Raw genomic sequence first — 15,723 nt, 5'->3', positions numbered from 1 at the left:
TTAATTGGTATCTCGGTAAAAAAATGAGTAAGATTACTCATTGACAACAGTGCTTTTAGCTTAACTTGTGAGTAATGCTCCTGCCCTGATAACTTGCGATAGGATTTCCATGAAGTAGTTGCAGCTTTACCGCGTGCGCGAAGTAGGTAAAAAAATAGAGCCTCAATAATTGAACACGCTACTATGATGAACGTTTTCGCGTTTTGATTCCAAAGAACGGAAGTAAGATTTAAGTCTTCGCCACAGCGATGTATAAATTCAAGGTGTTGAAGCGAATAAGCAATATTCTTTTGCAGCCCTCTACACTCTTTCTCTTCATAGTGTGGTATTGGAACCATGAATTGTTTAAGATAATTTTCCAAATCCAATACTGACTTTGGAAGCCATTTATTTCCCTCTTTCTTCAGTGTAAGCATTGTTTTTCTTAAGCATTTTTCACTTGAGCTACTATCCCTATTCTAGATGTCTTATTGACAACTTCCTGGTGCAGGCGATAGCTGCTAATGCTCCTGCACTGCGCTGACATGGCCTGCGACAATTTGCCAGACATTGCGGGTCTGTGGGTGTTGTTGTGCCGCTCATGCTGTAACCATTTCGGGTTTGATATTAGGAGATGCTGGCTCAAAGTACAACACCATGATTTGCTCTGGATGCAGCCCGACCGATTCATAAGTGCGTCCGTTACGATCGCTAAATTCAACCTCAAACGCTGCACCATCCGCCAACAGTTCAACCACAGTTCCTACTTGTCCGCGCCACAGGTTGTATTCAGGAATGTCAACTGTCAAGGCAACGACATCTAGTAATTTAATTGTATTCTTTGTCACTCTTATTACCTCCAGACATTACAGAGGATAGCAGGTTGTTAATCTCGGAATCTCGGAATCATGCTCAATAATCCAGCCACTCCGAAGGGTTGCACTTCTATTTTGCCATTCAATCGTGAAATCTAGGGTGTAGCGTTGCCCGAACCCATCCCGCCTCCCTAACTGAGCTTCGTGAGTTTGAATAACTTCAACCAAAATTTGACGCAATTCCTCAGCATTGTCAGGCGTCATCCCAAGAATTGACGAAAAAAGTCGCGCTTTGTGTTTGCCATCGTCGTGTTTTGGATTGAGGCAGTAGTCACGAAGTTTACGAATATCAACAACTGCATTCTTTGCATTTGGAATGAGCATAGAAAAGCTGAAAAGTTGTCATAGCTAGTGTGCGTGTATTTGTGGCTAAAAAATCCTAAGTAGCCAAAAAGTAGAGGGCGAGTTCCACATAAAATTGACTGCAAAAGCCCAATTTTATGCTCTACACCCGCCCTCGCAAAACTCTATTAATAAGCGTCTTGCAATTCGTAGAAATCAGGAGAAATGTAATCTTTCCGCAGTGGCCAGCCTACCCAATCTTCGTTCATCAAAATCCGTTTTAGATTCGGATGTCCTTCATAGACTATGCCGTACATATCGTAGGATTCCCGCTCTTGAAAGTCGGCTGCTTTCCAAATCCAGTAGACTGATGGCACTCTGGGATCTTCGCGGGGGATGAATACTTTGACGCGCACTTCTTCGGGATGGGAAGCATTATCTGTCAGTTTAGCCAAGTGGTAAACGCTGACTAAATCTTCTCCCGGCCCTTGGTCGTAGGCGCACTGGTACTGCATATAATTGAACCCGTAGGCGTACAGCGCTGTTGACATCGGAATTAGGAATTCTCGATCGACCTTTAATATCTCCACGCCCAAATTATCGGCCGCTAAAGCTTCGTGTTCAAACCCATTCTGAGTCAGCCACTGGGAAACCTTCCCAGCTTCAACAATCGCAGATTCTGTCTCAGCCACGTTGTACCTCCTGTTTTTGTCCTGCAAGCAGGGCGGGCGGTACTGGCATTCCCATTGCTTCCGTCAATTCCTTCGGTGGGGCCATCCGCCCGGGAATTGACAAATACTTGCCGTCCAAAATGTCATCTACTACTTTCATTTTGTGGGGTCTGGTGTAGTAGCGGTGGGTGGGCAGCAAGTTGCCGCGTTCCTGCATCGAGTCGTTGGCGATTTTTTTCCGCAATTTGATAATTGCGTCAATAATCGCTTCTGGACGTGGAGGACAGCCGGGGATGTACACATCTACGGGAATCAGTTTGTCAACGCCTCTGACTGCTGTAGGGGAGTCTACGCTGAACATTCCGCCGGTGATGGTGCAAGCACCCATCGCGATCACGTATTTGGGTTCGGGCATTTGTTCGTACAGCCGCACCAAGATGGGGGCGTACTTCATGGTAATTGTACCGGCGGTGATTAACAAGTCGGCTTGCCGCGGACTCGATCGCGGTACTAAGCCGAATCTGTCGAAGTCAAAGCGCGATCCAATTAAAGCTGCAAATTCGATAAAGCAGCAGGCTGTGCCGTAAAGCAGTGGCCAAAGACTCGACAGTCTCGCCCAGTTATAGATGTCATCAACCGTAGTTAGGATGACGTTCTCGGATAATTCGGATGTGACTTGCGGACGCTCTGCCGGATTGACAATTAGCGATTTTTGTGTTTCTGAACTTAAGACCATTCCAAGGCTCCTTTGCGCCATGCATAGACAAGAGCAATAACGAGGATCGTGATAAAAAACAAGGCTTCAATAAAAGCCAACAGTCCTAGCTGGTTGAAAGCAACCGCCCAAGGATAGAGGAAGACCGTCTCTACGTCGAAGATGACGAAGACCAGGGCGAACATATAATATCTGATGTTGAACTGAATCCAGGCTCCGCCGATCGGCTCGACGCCAGATTCGTAGGTAGTGCGTCGGTCGTAGGGACGACTTTTGGGCCGCAGTACCTTAGACGCCGTGAGGGCGAGGATAGGGACTAGGCTGGAAATTAACAGGAAGCCTAAGAAATACTCGTAGCCGCTGAGTGCAAACACGGTGAATAATTACTGCCTAGGTGAAAGGGTTCTGTAACTTGTCTGTTACATTATATAGATTTTGGGTAGCTAAAATTACGAGTTAGTTGAGATTAATCGTCCATCTTCTGCAATAATTTTTAATGTATATTTTAATATTGTAACTGCCTGTGGAAGACGGGCGGCTGCCTGTGGACGCTAAGTAAGACCATCCTCGACTTAAGTGTCGAACACCCAAGTGGTGTCCCTAACGTGGCATCGGCGGTTGAGACGGGAAACCTTGAAGACGAATAAGACCGTCCTAATATGAGTTTTAGTTGGAAGCCCCAGCTCGAACGAAGTTTAGTTGAGGTACTTCACGATTAGCTGACCCATAATTTTGGATTTATGAGCGATCGAGCCACGGAGACTAATACCCTCGATCGGCACGAGTGCCGAGCCTGCGGCTACGTCTACAATCCTAAAAAGGGCGATCCTAAAAATGCAATTGCCCCTGGCACTGCTTTTACAGATTTGCCCCAAACTTGGGTCTGTCCCGTTTGCGCAGCGCGCAAGTCGATGTTTCAAAATCTCGGTCAGATGGAAGGGGCGTCGGGATTTAAGGCAAATCAGCGCTACGGTGTCGGTGTCAACGGCTTGACCGAAGGTCAGAAAAGTTTGCTGATTTTTGGCGGCTTGGTCGTTGGTTTCTTGTTTTTACTTAGTATGTATGGTTTGCAGTAAGACGATTGTGAGATTTTGGCAACGAATTGTAATGTTATTGGCGGCTGCGCTCATCTGTACGAGTTGCAGCACGATCGGTTCTGTGAGTTACAACCCCTGGCAGGTGATTTCCTTGCCGACGGAAGCTAATTTGCAGGATATTGCCTTTACGGGTTCCGACGATCGCCACGGCTGGGTTGTCGGTTCGGAGGCGACTCTGTTTGAAACGACCGACGGCGGGACTAACTGGAAACAGATCGCACTGGATATTGACGAGCCGAGATCGCGTTTTGCGTCGGTGAGTTTTTCGGGTTCCGAAGGTTGGATTGTCGGCCAGCCTTCAGTTTTGCTCCACACGAACGATGAGGGCAAGTCTTGGACGCGGATTGCTTTGAGTTCTCAGTTACCGGGTTCTCCAAGTACGATCGCAGCTATTGGCCCAAATACGGCTGATATGACGACGGATGTAGGCGCGATTTACCGCACTTCTGACGGCGGCAAAAATTGGAAAGCGATCGTGCAAGACTCTTTTGGGGTGGTTCGCAATATCAACCGTTCAGAAGACGGGCAGTATGTTGCGGTATCCTCAAAGGGTAATTTCTACTCGGTGTGGAAACCTGGACAAGAATCTTGGGAACCCCACAACCGCAACAGTTCTCGGCGCCTGCAAAATATGGGCTTTACCAAGGACGGGCGTTTGTGGATGCTCGCCCGCGGCGGTCAGATTCAGTTTAGCGACCCGTCCAATCCTGAAGGTTGGGGAAAACCGTTTTTTCCCGATCGTAAGGCGAGTTGGGGTTTGCTGGACATGGCTTACCGGACTGATAATGAAGTTTGGGTAGCCGGCGGCGGCGGCAATTTGCTGTGCAGTTTGGACGGCGGGAAAACTTGGCAAAAAGACCGCGAAGTTGAGGATGTTCCTGCTAATTTTTACAGGATTGTCTTTATGGGCCCCGATCGCGGATTTGTGATCGGCGCGAGCGGTACTCTACTTAAATATCAAGGTTTAGCGCAAGCTGCTTGATAGTAGAATAGTAATAGAGATTGTCTGTCGATTTGTTGTTGAAAGGAGGAATCTAAATGTCTGGTACAACTGGAGAACGTCCGTTTGGGGACATTATTACAAGTATCCGTTATTGGGTAATTCACAGCATCACCATTCCGGCTTTGTTTATTGCTGGATGGCTGTTTGTGCAAACGGGTTTGGCTTACGATGCTTTCGGAACTCCTCGCCCTAACCAGTATTTCACACCGCAGCGGGAAGAAGTGCCGATTATCTCGGATCGCTTTGAAGCTAAGAAACAAGTAGATCAGTTCATTGGCAAGTAATTTTACAAGGATTTGGAAAAATGACGAGCAGAACGCCAAACAATGAGCCAATTTCGTATCCGATTTTTACGGTACGCTGGTTGGCAGTTCATACTTTAGGTGTCCCAACAATTTTCTTTTTGGGCGCGATCGCAGCAATGCAATTTATTCAACGATAGGAGTTTACAATGCCTGAGCGCGTTCCTAATCCCAACGAGCAGCCCGTAGAGTTAAATCGGACTTCCCTTTATTTGGGTCTGTTGCTGATTTTTACTCTGGGTATTTTGTTTTCCAGTTATTTCTTTAATTAACTGGTGTTTGAGTTGGCTTTCGATAGTTTGATCAAATTTGTTTAGCTGTGAATTAGTGAGGTGATCGCTATGTTTAGTGAAAGTGGCAGAATTCCTTTGTGGCTGGTAGCTACTGTCGCAGGTCTCGGTGTTCTGAGCATTGTGAGCCTTTTCTTCTACGGTGCTTATGCCGGTTTGGGTTCTTCGATGTAAGGAGAATCAAACTGATTTTCGGCTTTTAACCCCCTTGAAAAAGGGGGGTTTTAATTATACGAATTTTGTTGGTAAATCTGGGATTGATTTTAGAGAAAGTGTTGATGAGACGAGCAATTGGATGAATTTTTGATCGATCGACCGCAGATGAAAGGCAGATGCAACACAGATAAACGCAGATAATTTCAAGAATTGAGAGCGAATGAATGCAATTGCTCGTCTATTATTTGACAAGTTTATGATCTGTTGCTGCTAGTCGATGAGAGCGAGACTTTTTTTGTGGTTGGGGAACTTTGCTCAATACATCGCTCCGGGGTAGGTTGACGAAAAACTCCCAAAATCCCTGGTCACTAGCGGACGATCGCTAAGAGAGTGTGGGCAGATCGTGAAATTAGCCAAAAGTTGCGAGTAGAATGGTGCAAGAGCCGATCGCTCGATCGTAGTGCACAGCGAAATATGACCCCACCGCCGCCGCCCCGCAAACCTCAAACCGTCTTGGGTGCGATTACCCAAGCAGTCCAGACTATTGCCAAGGTTAATTTTAACCAGCTAGCGCTGAAACCAAACGCCAAAGTACCCGAATTGTGGGTACAAGATGCGGGTGCAGCTAAAGCTGAGGTTTATCCGCTGTTGGGCGATCGATATTTGTTAGGTCGATCGTCCAAATCTTCAGATATTGTAGTTCGCAATCCCGTTGTCAGTCACGTGCACTTATCCCTGTCGCGGGATACTCGGCGACGGACTCCTTTTGTCCTTAAAGATGAAGACTCCACCAACGGCATTTACAGGGGCAAAAGGCGAGTTAAAAGTATGTCCCTGCGCCACGGAGACGTGTTCACTTTAGGGCCGCCGGAACTAGCCGCCGCTGTCAGAGTTCAGTACGTAGATCCGCCGCCTTGGTATTTGGAACTTGTGCGTTACAGCTTTTACGGCGTCAGCGGAATCACCGCTTTGATTGCCGTGTTGGTAGGCATGGAATCGACAAAGTTTCAAGTGCGGCCTCTGCCGAGAAGTATCAATGGCCCCGTGATTGTTTACGCCCGCGACGGGCAAACTCCCCTGCGTCCTCCTCAGAATAACGCTCACTTAGAATTAAAGCAATTGCAGGATTTTTCGCCTTATTTATCCAAGGCGGTACTTGCTTCGGAAGACAGCCGCTACAATTGGCATTTGGGGGTAGATCCGATCGGAGTTTTGCGCGCGCTTTTGACCAATGTTCGCGGGGGAGGAATACGCGAAGGCGGCAGCACTGTGACGCAGCAGTTAGCGAGGAGTTTGTTTCGAGATTATGTAGGTACTCAAGATTCGGCAGGACGCAAGTTGCGGGAAGCTGTCGTTGCATTGAAAATGGAGAATTATTACAGCAAAGATGAGCTGTTGCTGACTTATTTAAATCGGGTGTTTTTGGGAATTGACCTTTACGGTTTTGAGGATGCGTCTCGGTTTTATTTTGGCAAGTCGGCGAAGGATTTAAGTTTGTCGGAGGCGGCAACTTTGGCGGGGATTTTGCCGGCGCCAAACAGTTTTAATCCGATTCAAAATTATCAGTTGGCGGTGCAGTATCGCGATCGAGTAATCGAACGAATGCGCGCTCTGGGGACGATTTCTCAGGAAGAAGCCGATCGCGCGAGGCGATCGCGAATTGAGATCAATCCCAAAGCCCGCCAATATCTGCAAAGTACGATCGCTCCTTATTTCTACAGTTATGTATTTGACGAATTGGAGTTTTTGCTCGGGGAGCAGTTAGCCAGAGAAGGCAATTTTATTGTAGAAACAGGTTTGAACCCCGGCCTGCAAAAGTTGGCGGAAAGTTCCCTCAGAAATGCTGTTGAAAATGCGGGAGCCAGTGCAGGTTTTTCTCAAGGAGCCGTGGTTACTCTCAATAGTACAACCGGGGAAGTCTTAGCTTTAGTTGGGGGCGTAGATTATTTGAAAAGTCAGTTTAATCGGGCTACTCAAGCTTTGAGACAGCCCGGTTCTACATTTAAGATTTTCACCTATGCAGCCGCCCTAGAAATCGGAATACCAGCCAGCAAAACTTATTCTTGCGAGCCGCTTTCCTGGGGCGGACAAAGTTACAGCGGCTGCGAAAGAACCAGCGGCAGTGCTGATATGTATCGCGGCTTGGCGTTGTCGGAAAATGCAATTGCATTGAGGGTAGCACAGGATGTCGGTTTAGACAATGTAGTGCAAATGGCCAGACGTTTGGGGATTACTTCTGAACTGCGTTCTAATCCTGGTTTAGTATTAGGTGAAAGTGAAGTTAATGTGTTGCAATTAACGGGTGCTTTCGGGGTTTTGGCTAATCGGGGTTTGGGAAATCGTCCCCACGTAATCAAGCGAATTATTGACAGCAGCGATTGCAAAGATAGAAATGATTTTAACAGTTGCCGGGTGATTTATGACTATCAAAAAGATGGCATTGCCAATCGGCAGTTAGTTTCTGAAGCCGTAGCGGATACGATGACTGATATGCTGCAAGGTGTGGTGCGGGGAGGTACGGGCAGCAGTGCTGCTTTGGGGTTGGGAGAAGCTGGAAAAACAGGCACGACTAATGATAATAGAGATTTGTGGTTTGTCGGTTATATTCCGAGTCAGCAACTGGTGACAGGAGTTTGGTTGGGAAATGATGATAATTCTCCGACTGCCGGAGGTAGTGCAAATGCTGCTCAGTTGTGGGGGGAGTATATGCGGCAGGTGGCGCGTTGAGTGGAGGCGGGGATTGGACGAATTTTGATACGGCATTGAAATATACAATTTAAATGCCGTACAGCTTGTCAACTCAATCTCCGAATCCTAAACGCAGAACCCATGAAAAACAGATGCTGCGATTGCTTTTCTAAGAGGGCGCGCCAGCTAACAATCCCTGCGAGCAATGACATTAATACGTTATTAGACCTCTTGCAAAAATAATTAGGACGGGCTCTCCGGCCCATTAACTGATGAAAAGGATTTTTGCAAGAGGTCTATTGATTTCCAGGCTGATTAAGGTTAACTGAGCGAGGATGTTTTCAGGGCTTGGGTTGTTCGTCTCAAAAGCGATCGCACATATTTTAATTTTTGAAAAAAAATAGCCAAAATTTAATCATTATTCATACTTCCTGCCGCGCCACTGAGTAGGCTGATTTAAAGCAGAAATTAGAATTCGCAAAAACGCCAGCGGATCGGCTAACGGTGACAGCCAAAACAACCATTTATTGGATACCTGAGTTCGATCGTAGGAAGCCGAGTCTTTTAAATCTTTTAGGACTTACACAATTGGCATATATATATAGTTGCTATAGTGCTATAGGTCATTTCTCGCAGCAAGGCGACAATCGTCTAAGAGAGCATTAACTTCTTCAACGACTAGCCAGGGGTTTCGACCTTTCAAACAAGCTACCATCGCTGCTTCATAGGGATTTCTGCCAGTTTCTTTTACTGCTGCGATCGCCTGTTTGTTAGACAACCCCCGCCCACTGACCAACCAAGCAGCCAAAACCTGTCCTGTACGTCCAATCCCCCCAGAACAGTGAACTACTACCCGTTCGCCTTTGCTATTTGCAGATTCCAAGAACGGCAATATGCGATCGATTAAAATATCGCGATCGACCAATTCAAAGTCTGCAATCGGCGCCCAGCAAACTCGATCGCACCCAAATATTTTCCGATATGTTCCCAGTAAATCAGTGTAGCGGATGAGTTGGGTCTGAGCAAGCAAGCAGCAAACTTGCTTGATATTATGCCCCTGCATAAATTCAATCCAGCGAGCAAGTTCTGCATCGCGGTATCCTGGTCTGGCTGCACCAAACACAATTAATTCATTCTCTGAAGCCGCAGCGAATTTGTGCATACTGTTTTCAATATTTTTACCTATAATTAAGAAAGACGCACAAATCCTGAATCAACAGTGAAAAACAACAGCTCGATCGGTTTAATGAACTGGCTGCAACCCAAACCAGAAACCGTTTTGCTATGCGACTCAATTGCAGCAGCTTCTGACATGGCATTCATGCTCAACGGTGAGTGGGATGGGTGCAATAGTTTGGTGCTCTCTAAATGCGACAAGGTAGCAATTGAAGCAGCCGCTAGTTTGCTGGAGACATCGTGGTGCTACCAAAATACTTGCGAACCCGTTTTAATGCGGCTGGAAGTTGACGAATTTTTGCGCCGTTATGGGATTGGAGACAGGTTTTTTATTAATGCTAACTTGCGATGCGCGCAATTGAGCGAACTTTGCTTGGAAAACATTGATTTGAGTTATGCTAAATTGAATTTGGCTAACCTTAGCGGCACTAATTTAAGCAAAGCAAACTTAATGGCAGCACAGATGCCAGCAGCAAATTTGAGTGGCAGCAATTTGAGTAAATCGCAACTTGTGAGGGCTAATTTATCAGGAGGAAATTTATCGGATGCTAATCTCAGAGGTGCTGATTTGAGTTATGCAGATTTAAGCAATGTTTGTTTAACAGGTGCCGATTTAAGAGGTGCAAATTTAGCGAGAACAGACTTAAGAAAAACAACCTTAGATGGGGCGATTTTTGAGTAATACCAAATCCCGCTTAAATACTTTCTCTCACACCCCGTGGGTAAATCCTGTAAACATTTATCTGCGTCCATCCGCGTACATCCGCCACCATCTGCGCTTAAAGTTCCAAAGTAATTAACTGAGCAATTTCATCCGTTTGAAAACCCAACGCCATCGGCTTTTGCACTGTCGGAATCACTTGCACATCATAGAGTTCTGTGACAATTCCTTCAAACCGCAACCAGTGAACGATCGCCCCAGTAGTCAAATCGATCGCCATCATACCACAGCGAGCCTCAGCATCCTTGGCCAGCAACAACTCATCCAATTCTAAACCGCTAAAAGTGTTGTCACCTCCCCGAGGTTTCGAGAGTCCGACAATTGCCCAATTTTGCCAAAATGCTAGTCCTCGGACATAGCCCGGACAAAACGCAATCGCCTCAAATTTCCCTGTATCTAAATCCACATATCCTAATTCCCCTCTCCCCGAATTCAGCAACCACAACTTGTCTCGATACCAGCGAGGAGAATGCGGCATTGACAATCCTGTAACGATAATATCGTTAGATTGAATATCAATAACTATACCGCCGTTTTTTCTGCGATCGCGCCAGCCATCCACGACATCCGACTGACTCGACGCTGTGACATATTTCGCCTCCCCAGCTACCATTGCCAAACCGTTGAGGTGACAGCGGTCTTCATTTATATATTGTGAGATAAAACCTGGTTTCCAGAGGGGTTTGCAACTGTGGCGATCGCTCAAAGTAGCGATACAATTAAACAAAGTGCTAATAAAAATGATTTGATTATTTTTATCGACCGCGATATCGTGAATGTCGATATCTCCAGTGGTGTAGGCGATGCGCGGTATGTAGAGGCGATCGTAACCTTGATGTTGCGCGCCCTCAGCTAGCACATTGTCTAATTGCCAGAGTTGATATTTGGAACTTAAATAAAGGCGTTCCGACGTGCAGTAGAGGCCCATTGCGCGATCGAATATTCGCCAAAAAGCCGAAATCCTGTTAGTTTCTGGCACAGCACCGATTAACATTAATCGGCTGGTTTGATAGGTAGTGCAAGCAAGGCTGATTTGTTGTTGGGTTAACCAAGATGGCAAATCGCGATCGCCAAAAATCTCGTGTTCTTCGACTGTATTGAAATTTGTGTCGTTATTCATAAAACCTGTAAAATTTTAATTTCCGTGGGGGCGGGTTTTACCGACAATAACTGCCTAAAACCAACAATCTCATAAACCCGCCCCCACCCAACCATAAATCAAAATGTACCTATTGAATGTAGAGATTCCCCTCACCAACCATAATTGCCAAAAACCCAGAATCTCACAAACTCGCCCACATCGACCTGAGATAATTTCCGTAAAAAACCCCAGAACAGGTGTAAATATTTACACATAATTGATATAATTTATTGTATGTGTAAAATATGGGGATTTAATAATGGTCTGGGATTTAAATATTGAAATCAACGATCCAGAGATATATCTTAATCAAGTATCGGGTATTACTAAACATACTTTCTCTTCCAAAGATTACAAAATTCAATGGCGGCTTGCTAAGTTAAAAAACTTCGAGTTCGTGAGTGTTGTTTGGGAAGCTGGGAGTACATATACCGCAGGATATACTTTTCTTGGAAAAATAGGTTTCACATTTTATGACAGCGATCATTTATTGAAAGTTGGGTCTAACGAATTCCTCGTGAACGATCGAAATTTGCTGATAACTCAGCCGGGAGCCGAATTAAGCCAGCTTCAGCACTCAGCCACATACAGCGGAATATCAATTTATATAGATGAAGCTCTATTTTTAACTGAAATGAGCAAGTATCTTGACAAATCCATTGAACGTCATAACCTGGTGCAACTTATCGATCGCACTACTCCTTACGGTCGATCGCTATATCAACTGGTCATAACGCTGTTGAATTTGATTGACACTAACGGACATCCACTGGTAATTGAAAATTTAGAAATCGCTATTTTTTCTACCTTAGTCCAAGGTTCATCTTACAACACTTTAGAACCATCGATTATTAAAGTATCCGAAATTTCGATCGCCCGCGTGCGAGAGGCGGCTGAATACATCCGAGCAAATATGAAAAAAGATCTGACAATTGCACAAATTGCTTCCGCCATGAACTGTAGCAGTCGTTCTTTGCAAACAGCATTCGCTCGTTATTACGGTGTCTCTCCCAGTCAATTCTTGCGAAATGCTCGACTTGAAGCCGCTCGTATGGAGTTAATGGAGAGCAACAAAACGATTACGGAAGTTGCGTTTAATTATGGCTTTTACAATCCTAGTCGCTTTACAAAATATTTCCAGCAGCATTTTGGGGAAAAGCCTTCGGACATTTTGCGAAACTAATCTTTCGCAATTTGGCTAGCGCAACTAGGAAGCCGCAAGATATAAATCTTGTTAGGGAATAAATTGATACACAGGTTAACGGGATTCAAACCAATTTTTTATGAGGCCCCGTAGAATCTGATCCCCCCTAGCCCCCCTTAATAAGGGGGGGACAGGATTCCGATCAAAGTCCCCCTTCCCCCTTGGGGGGGCTAGGGCGTGTTTTCAAACTGATCCATCAGATCCTGATCCCCCTAAATCCCCCTTAAGAAGGGGGACTTTGAGTGCTCTTGTCCCCCCCTTATTAAGGGGGGCTAGGGGGGATCTCCGGGTTTGAAAACACGCCCTAGGGGCGGGTGGGGATTTAGGGGGATCAAGATATGTGCAACGACCCATTAAATTGGTATCAAACAAAATATTAATTTGTAAGCCCTACCAAACAAAGGTTTCGAGCCTTTGTCCCGGTTAGAAGTGTTTTCCTTACCGTTTCGATATTATTACTCATCACGATCGGCGAGTGTCATCCACCACCAGGTAGAAACATCACAAACCAAAATCAAATCGGGGTCATCTCCCGATCGACTCAAAAACGACGAACTACATTAAAAGCAAAAAACTGTGAAAACTCTACCTAAAATTAACCGCTCCCTAAATAAAAATATCGCGAGTTTGGTTGGTTGCTTTAGCAACCAACCAAACTCCATCGTCATCCTTGACCCCACAATACCAGACAGCCAGCACCTAATCTCCGGCATCAAACCCGACACAGCAACCTACATCCTCCAAAGCCAGCCCGATGCCGTAGAGCAAATCGCCACAATCCTAGCTCAGCATACAGGCATCAATGCTCTACACATCATCACCCACGGAGATTCTGCCAAGCTTTACCTAGGCACAACAGAACTCAACAGCAGCAATATCCAAAACTACAGCCACCAATTGCAACAGTGGCGAAACAGCCTCACTGACAACGCCAACATCATCTTATATGGATGCAGCGTAGCAGCCGGAGACCGAGGACACCAATTCCTGACTCAACTGCACCAACTCACAGGGGCAAACATCGCCGCCAACCCGTACCCAACAGGCAACAGTAGGCTAGGAGGCACCTGGGACATCCTCCAACTCATCCCCCCATCTTCTGAAGCGCCCCAACTAGCCCTCACCGAAACCACCCTCAAAACTTACAGTGGCATACTCGGCTTTGCCCCCCAAGTTGACTTCCCTACTGGCACTAGCCCCTACTCCGTCAGCATCGGCGACATCAACGGCGACGGCCGCCCCGACTTAGCTGTGGTAAACATTGGCAACAACAGCGCCTCCATCCTGCTCAACACCACCCCCACCGGAGCCGCCACCCCCACCTTCTCCCCCCAAGTCGCCTTCCAGGCTGGCGATTTCCCCAGATCCTTCAGCATCGGCGACTTCAACGGCGACGGCCTCCCAGACTTAGCTGTGGTAAACAGTGACGACAACAGCGCCTCCATCCTGCTGAACACCACCCCCACCAACGCCACCACCCCCTCCTTCGCCACCCAAGTCACCTTCGCTACTGGCGCTTACCCCGCCTCTGTCAGCATCGGCGACATCAACGGCGACGGGAAACCAGACTTAGCTGTGGTAAACAGTGACAACAACACCGCCTCCATCCTGCTGAACACCACCCCCACCAACGCCACCACCCCCACCTTCGCCACCAAAGTAGACTTCCCTACTGGCAGTATCCCCGTCTCCGTCAGCATCGGCGACTTCAACGGCGACAACCTCCCAGACTTAGCTGTGGTAAACAGTGGCAGCAACACCGCCTCCATCCTGCTGAACACCACCCCCACCAACGCCACCACCCCCTCCTTCGCCACCCAAGTCACCTTCGCTACTGGCACTTACCCCGCCTCTGTCAGCATCGGCGACATCAACGGCGACGGGAAACCAGACTTAGCTGTGGCAAACTACGGCAGCAACAGCGCCTCCATCCTCCTCAACACCACCCCCAAAGTCAGCATCGCCGCAGGCACTACTCCCACCGAAACCGGCCCCACCACTGGCACATTTAATATCACCCTTGATACTGCCGCCCCCGCTGGCGGCATAGTCGTCAACTTCAACACCACTGGCAGTACCGCTACTTCTGGTCACTACTCCTTAACTGCGGGTACGAATATCACGGCAGTTACTGCTAATACTTTCACCATTGCCGCTGGTGCAACTACCGCTGTCCTCAATGCTGTCCCCATAGATGATGCTATTATCAACCCAGGGGAAACAGTCCAAGTCAACGTCACTGCCGATACCAACAATTGGAACTACTTTCTCGATCCAGTTGCCGCCAATACGACTGGGACACTAACAATTACCGACAACGACTTCCCCACAGTCAACCTCTCAGTTTCCCCAGTCACAAGTACAGAAACCGGAACTCCAGTTATCACTGTCACCGCCACAGCATCAAGTGCAGTTGTTGGAGATCAAACAGTAAATGTGGCTTTGTCGGGAACTGCAACTGCTGCTGATTTTACAGGAACAATTCCGACTAGCATTACTATTCCTGCTGGCCAAACCACAGGTTCCTTTACCGTCAATGTTAATGATGATGCACTTGTAGAAGGAAGTGAAACAGGTACTTTCACAATCTCGACTCCTTCTAGCGGTATCACACTCGGAACTACGACAACTGGTGACGTTGCAATTACCGACAACGACTTCCCCACAGTCAACCTCTCAGTTTCCCCAGTCACAAGTACAGAAACCGGAACTCCAGTTATCACTGTCACCGCCACAGCATCAAGTGCAGTTGTTGGCCCTCAAACTGTAAATGTGGCTTTGTCTGGAACGGCCACTGCTGCTGATTTTACGACAATTCCGAATATCATTACCATTCCCGACGGTCAAACCACAGGTTCCTTTACCGTCAATGTTATTGATGATCCACTTGTAGAAGGAAGTGAAACAGGTACTTTCACAATCTCGACTCCTTCTAGCGGTGTTACACTCGGAACTACAACAACAGGTAACGTTGAGATTACCGACAACGATGTAACGCCTTTACCGGAAATCCAAGTATTAGACGGAACAACGGATATAGCTGATGGTACTGCAAGTACGATCGACTTTGGTAGTGCATTAATTGGCGGCACTCTCAACAAAACCTTTACCGTCAACAATCTCGGTACAGCAGTTTTAAACCTCAGCAATCCTACCCTACCAACCGGATTTAGCATTGTCGGAAATTTACCGGCAACTCTCGCAGCAGGTGCAAGTGCTAACCTGCAAGTTCAAGTCGATACGACAGTAGCAGGAAATAAAGCAGGTACGCTGCAATTTGTCAATGATGATACGGATGAAAATCCCTTCAACTTCCCGATTTCAGCATCAGTCACAGCAACTCCTGTACCGGAAATCCAAGTATTAGACGGAACAACGGATATAGCTGATGGTACTGCAAGTACGATCGACTTTGGTAGTGCA

At 46.9% G+C, this 15,723-nt stretch carries 18 protein-coding genes and 1 pseudogene; 10 read left to right on the top strand and 9 right to left on the bottom strand.

The genetic code is table 11. The annotated features are described in order from the left end of the window. The 6 genes from QUA58_RS28000 to ndhC all read right to left on the bottom strand — a co-directional run. The coding region (locus QUA58_RS28000; protein WP_333397347.1) for a hypothetical protein at positions 1-416 on the bottom strand (416 nt) is incomplete at its 3' end. 162 nt (positions 417-578) lie between these two features. Then, positions 579-827, bottom strand: a complete 249-nt coding sequence (locus tag QUA58_RS27995) for a DUF4926 domain-containing protein (protein ID WP_333397345.1) — start codon at positions 825-827, stop codon at positions 579-581. An 18-nt stretch (positions 828-845) separates the two neighbouring features. Next, positions 846-1,178, bottom strand: a complete 333-nt coding sequence (locus tag QUA58_RS27990) for a DUF6883 domain-containing protein (protein WP_333397343.1) — start codon at positions 1,176-1,178, stop codon at positions 846-848. A gap of 146 nt (positions 1,179-1,324) precedes the next feature. Continuing rightward, positions 1,325-1,828: an NAD(P)H-quinone oxidoreductase subunit J gene (locus QUA58_RS27985; RefSeq protein WP_333255415.1), complete on the bottom strand. Its 504-nt coding sequence runs from the start codon at positions 1,826-1,828 to the stop codon at positions 1,325-1,327. Further along, positions 1,821-2,543 carry a photosynthetic/respiratory NAD(P)H-quinone oxidoreductase subunit K gene (gene ndhK / locus QUA58_RS27980; protein WP_333255413.1) on the bottom strand — a complete coding sequence of 241 codons (723 nt, stop codon included), beginning with the start codon at positions 2,541-2,543 and terminating at the stop codon, positions 1,821-1,823. The genes QUA58_RS27985 and ndhK overlap by 8 nt, the downstream gene beginning before the upstream one ends. After that, positions 2,534-2,896, bottom strand: a complete 363-nt coding sequence (gene ndhC / locus QUA58_RS27975) for a photosynthetic/respiratory NAD(P)H-quinone oxidoreductase subunit C (protein WP_006635500.1) — start codon at positions 2,894-2,896, stop codon at positions 2,534-2,536. Before ndhC ends, ndhK begins: the two co-directional genes overlap by 10 nt. A 366-nt stretch (positions 2,897-3,262) precedes the next feature. Here ndhC and QUA58_RS27970 point away from each other — a divergent pair, with 366 nt between their 5' ends. The 7 genes from QUA58_RS27970 (at position 3,263) to QUA58_RS27940 (ending at position 8,097) form a co-directional block, all read left to right on the top strand. Then, the gene (locus QUA58_RS27970; protein WP_333033859.1) at positions 3,263-3,598 is read left to right on the top strand and encodes a rubredoxin; all 336 of its coding nucleotides are present in this window, start codon (positions 3,263-3,265) and stop codon (positions 3,596-3,598) included. Then, complete coding sequence (locus QUA58_RS27965; protein ID WP_333255411.1) at positions 3,585-4,601, top strand: photosynthesis system II assembly factor Ycf48; 1,017 nt, start codon at positions 3,585-3,587, stop codon at positions 4,599-4,601. The genes QUA58_RS27970 and QUA58_RS27965 overlap by 14 nt, the downstream gene beginning before the upstream one ends. Before the next feature lie 56 nt (positions 4,602-4,657). Continuing rightward, a complete protein-coding gene (gene psbE, locus QUA58_RS27960; RefSeq protein ID WP_333255409.1) occupies positions 4,658-4,906 on the top strand; it encodes a cytochrome b559 subunit alpha in 249 nt (82 codons plus the stop codon). 20 nt (positions 4,907-4,926) lie between these two features. Beyond that, complete coding sequence (gene psbF / locus QUA58_RS27955; RefSeq protein ID WP_006635504.1) at positions 4,927-5,064, top strand: cytochrome b559 subunit beta; 138 nt, start codon at positions 4,927-4,929, stop codon at positions 5,062-5,064. Positions 5,065-5,073: 9 nt separating this feature from the next. Further along, positions 5,074-5,196: a photosystem II reaction center protein L gene (locus QUA58_RS27950; protein WP_172190234.1), complete on the top strand. Its 123-nt coding sequence runs from the start codon at positions 5,074-5,076 to the stop codon at positions 5,194-5,196. 69 nt (positions 5,197-5,265) lie between these two features. Then, the gene (locus QUA58_RS27945) at positions 5,266-5,388 is read left to right on the top strand and encodes a photosystem II reaction center protein J (RefSeq protein ID WP_006635506.1); all 123 of its coding nucleotides are present in this window, start codon (positions 5,266-5,268) and stop codon (positions 5,386-5,388) included. 456 nt (positions 5,389-5,844) lie between these two features. Further along, complete coding sequence (locus tag QUA58_RS27940; protein ID WP_333255446.1) at positions 5,845-8,097, top strand: transglycosylase domain-containing protein; 2,253 nt, start codon at positions 5,845-5,847, stop codon at positions 8,095-8,097. A 379-nt stretch (positions 8,098-8,476) separates the two neighbouring features. On the opposite strand, the pseudogene QUA58_RS27935 reads toward QUA58_RS27940, so the two are convergent. Together QUA58_RS27935 and QUA58_RS27930 are read right to left on the bottom strand one after the other, a co-directional pair. After that, positions 8,477-8,611: pseudogene (locus QUA58_RS27935) on the bottom strand (glycosyltransferase family 2 protein); the annotation flags it as partial. Positions 8,612-8,674: 63 nt separating this feature from the next. Beyond that, complete coding sequence (locus QUA58_RS27930; RefSeq protein ID WP_333397341.1) at positions 8,675-9,220, bottom strand: dual specificity protein phosphatase family protein; 546 nt, start codon at positions 9,218-9,220, stop codon at positions 8,675-8,677. 57 nt (positions 9,221-9,277) lie between these two features. Between QUA58_RS27930 and QUA58_RS27925 the strand changes: the two genes are divergently transcribed. Continuing rightward, the gene (locus QUA58_RS27925; protein ID WP_333397339.1) at positions 9,278-9,916 is read left to right on the top strand and encodes a pentapeptide repeat-containing protein; all 639 of its coding nucleotides are present in this window, start codon (positions 9,278-9,280) and stop codon (positions 9,914-9,916) included. A gap of 97 nt (positions 9,917-10,013) precedes the next feature. On the opposite strand, the gene QUA58_RS27920 is transcribed toward QUA58_RS27925, so the two are convergent. Further along, positions 10,014-11,075 (bottom strand): TIGR03032 family protein, encoded by a 1,062-nt coding sequence (locus QUA58_RS27920; RefSeq protein ID WP_333397337.1) that lies wholly within the window; start codon positions 11,073-11,075, stop codon positions 10,014-10,016. Positions 11,076-11,355: 280 nt separating this feature from the next. On the opposite strand from QUA58_RS27920, the gene QUA58_RS27915 reads away from it, so the two are divergent. Beyond that, entirely contained in the window at positions 11,356-12,279 is a 924-nt protein-coding gene (locus tag QUA58_RS27915) for a helix-turn-helix transcriptional regulator (protein WP_333397335.1), read from the top strand. A gap of 597 nt (positions 12,280-12,876) precedes the next feature. After that, positions 12,877-15,723 (top strand): DUF4347 domain-containing protein (locus QUA58_RS27910; protein ID WP_333397333.1); only part of this gene is annotated, 2,847 nt, incomplete at its 3' end.

The sequence above is a fragment of the Microcoleus sp. N9_A1 genome, from assembly GCF_036701795.1.
In the GTDB taxonomy this organism is placed as follows: domain Bacteria; phylum Cyanobacteriota; class Cyanobacteriia; order Cyanobacteriales; family Microcoleaceae; genus Microcoleus.
The sequence above is the reverse complement of the archived record's forward strand: the minus strand, read 5'-3'. Positions and strand labels throughout refer to the sequence as shown.

Bases quoted from the DNA above. Each gene is read 5' to 3' on its own strand.
- QUA58_RS27990 (WP_333397343.1), bottom strand. From the start codon at position 1,178: ATGCTCATTCCAAATGCAAAGAATGCAGTTGTTGATATTCGTAAACTT.
- ndhK (WP_333255413.1), bottom strand. From the start codon at position 2,543: ATGGTCTTAAGTTCAGAAACACAAAAATCGCTAATTGTCAATCCGGCA.
- QUA58_RS27970 (WP_333033859.1), top strand. From the start codon at position 3,263: ATGAGCGATCGAGCCACGGAGACTAATACCCTCGATCGGCACGAGTGC.
- QUA58_RS27965 (WP_333255411.1), top strand. From the start codon at position 3,585: ATGGTTTGCAGTAAGACGATTGTGAGATTTTGGCAACGAATTGTAATG.
- psbE (WP_333255409.1), top strand. From the start codon at position 4,658: ATGTCTGGTACAACTGGAGAACGTCCGTTTGGGGACATTATTACAAGT.
- psbF (WP_006635504.1), top strand. From the start codon at position 4,927: ATGACGAGCAGAACGCCAAACAATGAGCCAATTTCGTATCCGATTTTT.
- QUA58_RS27950 (WP_172190234.1), top strand. From the start codon at position 5,074: ATGCCTGAGCGCGTTCCTAATCCCAACGAGCAGCCCGTAGAGTTAAAT.
- QUA58_RS27945 (WP_006635506.1), top strand. From the start codon at position 5,266: ATGTTTAGTGAAAGTGGCAGAATTCCTTTGTGGCTGGTAGCTACTGTC.
- QUA58_RS27940 (WP_333255446.1), top strand. From the start codon at position 5,845: ATGACCCCACCGCCGCCGCCCCGCAAACCTCAAACCGTCTTGGGTGCG.
- QUA58_RS27930 (WP_333397341.1), bottom strand. From the start codon at position 9,220: ATGCACAAATTCGCTGCGGCTTCAGAGAATGAATTAATTGTGTTTGGT.
- QUA58_RS27920 (WP_333397337.1), bottom strand. From the start codon at position 11,075: ATGAATAACGACACAAATTTCAATACAGTCGAAGAACACGAGATTTTT.
- QUA58_RS27915 (WP_333397335.1), top strand. From the start codon at position 11,356: ATGGTCTGGGATTTAAATATTGAAATCAACGATCCAGAGATATATCTT.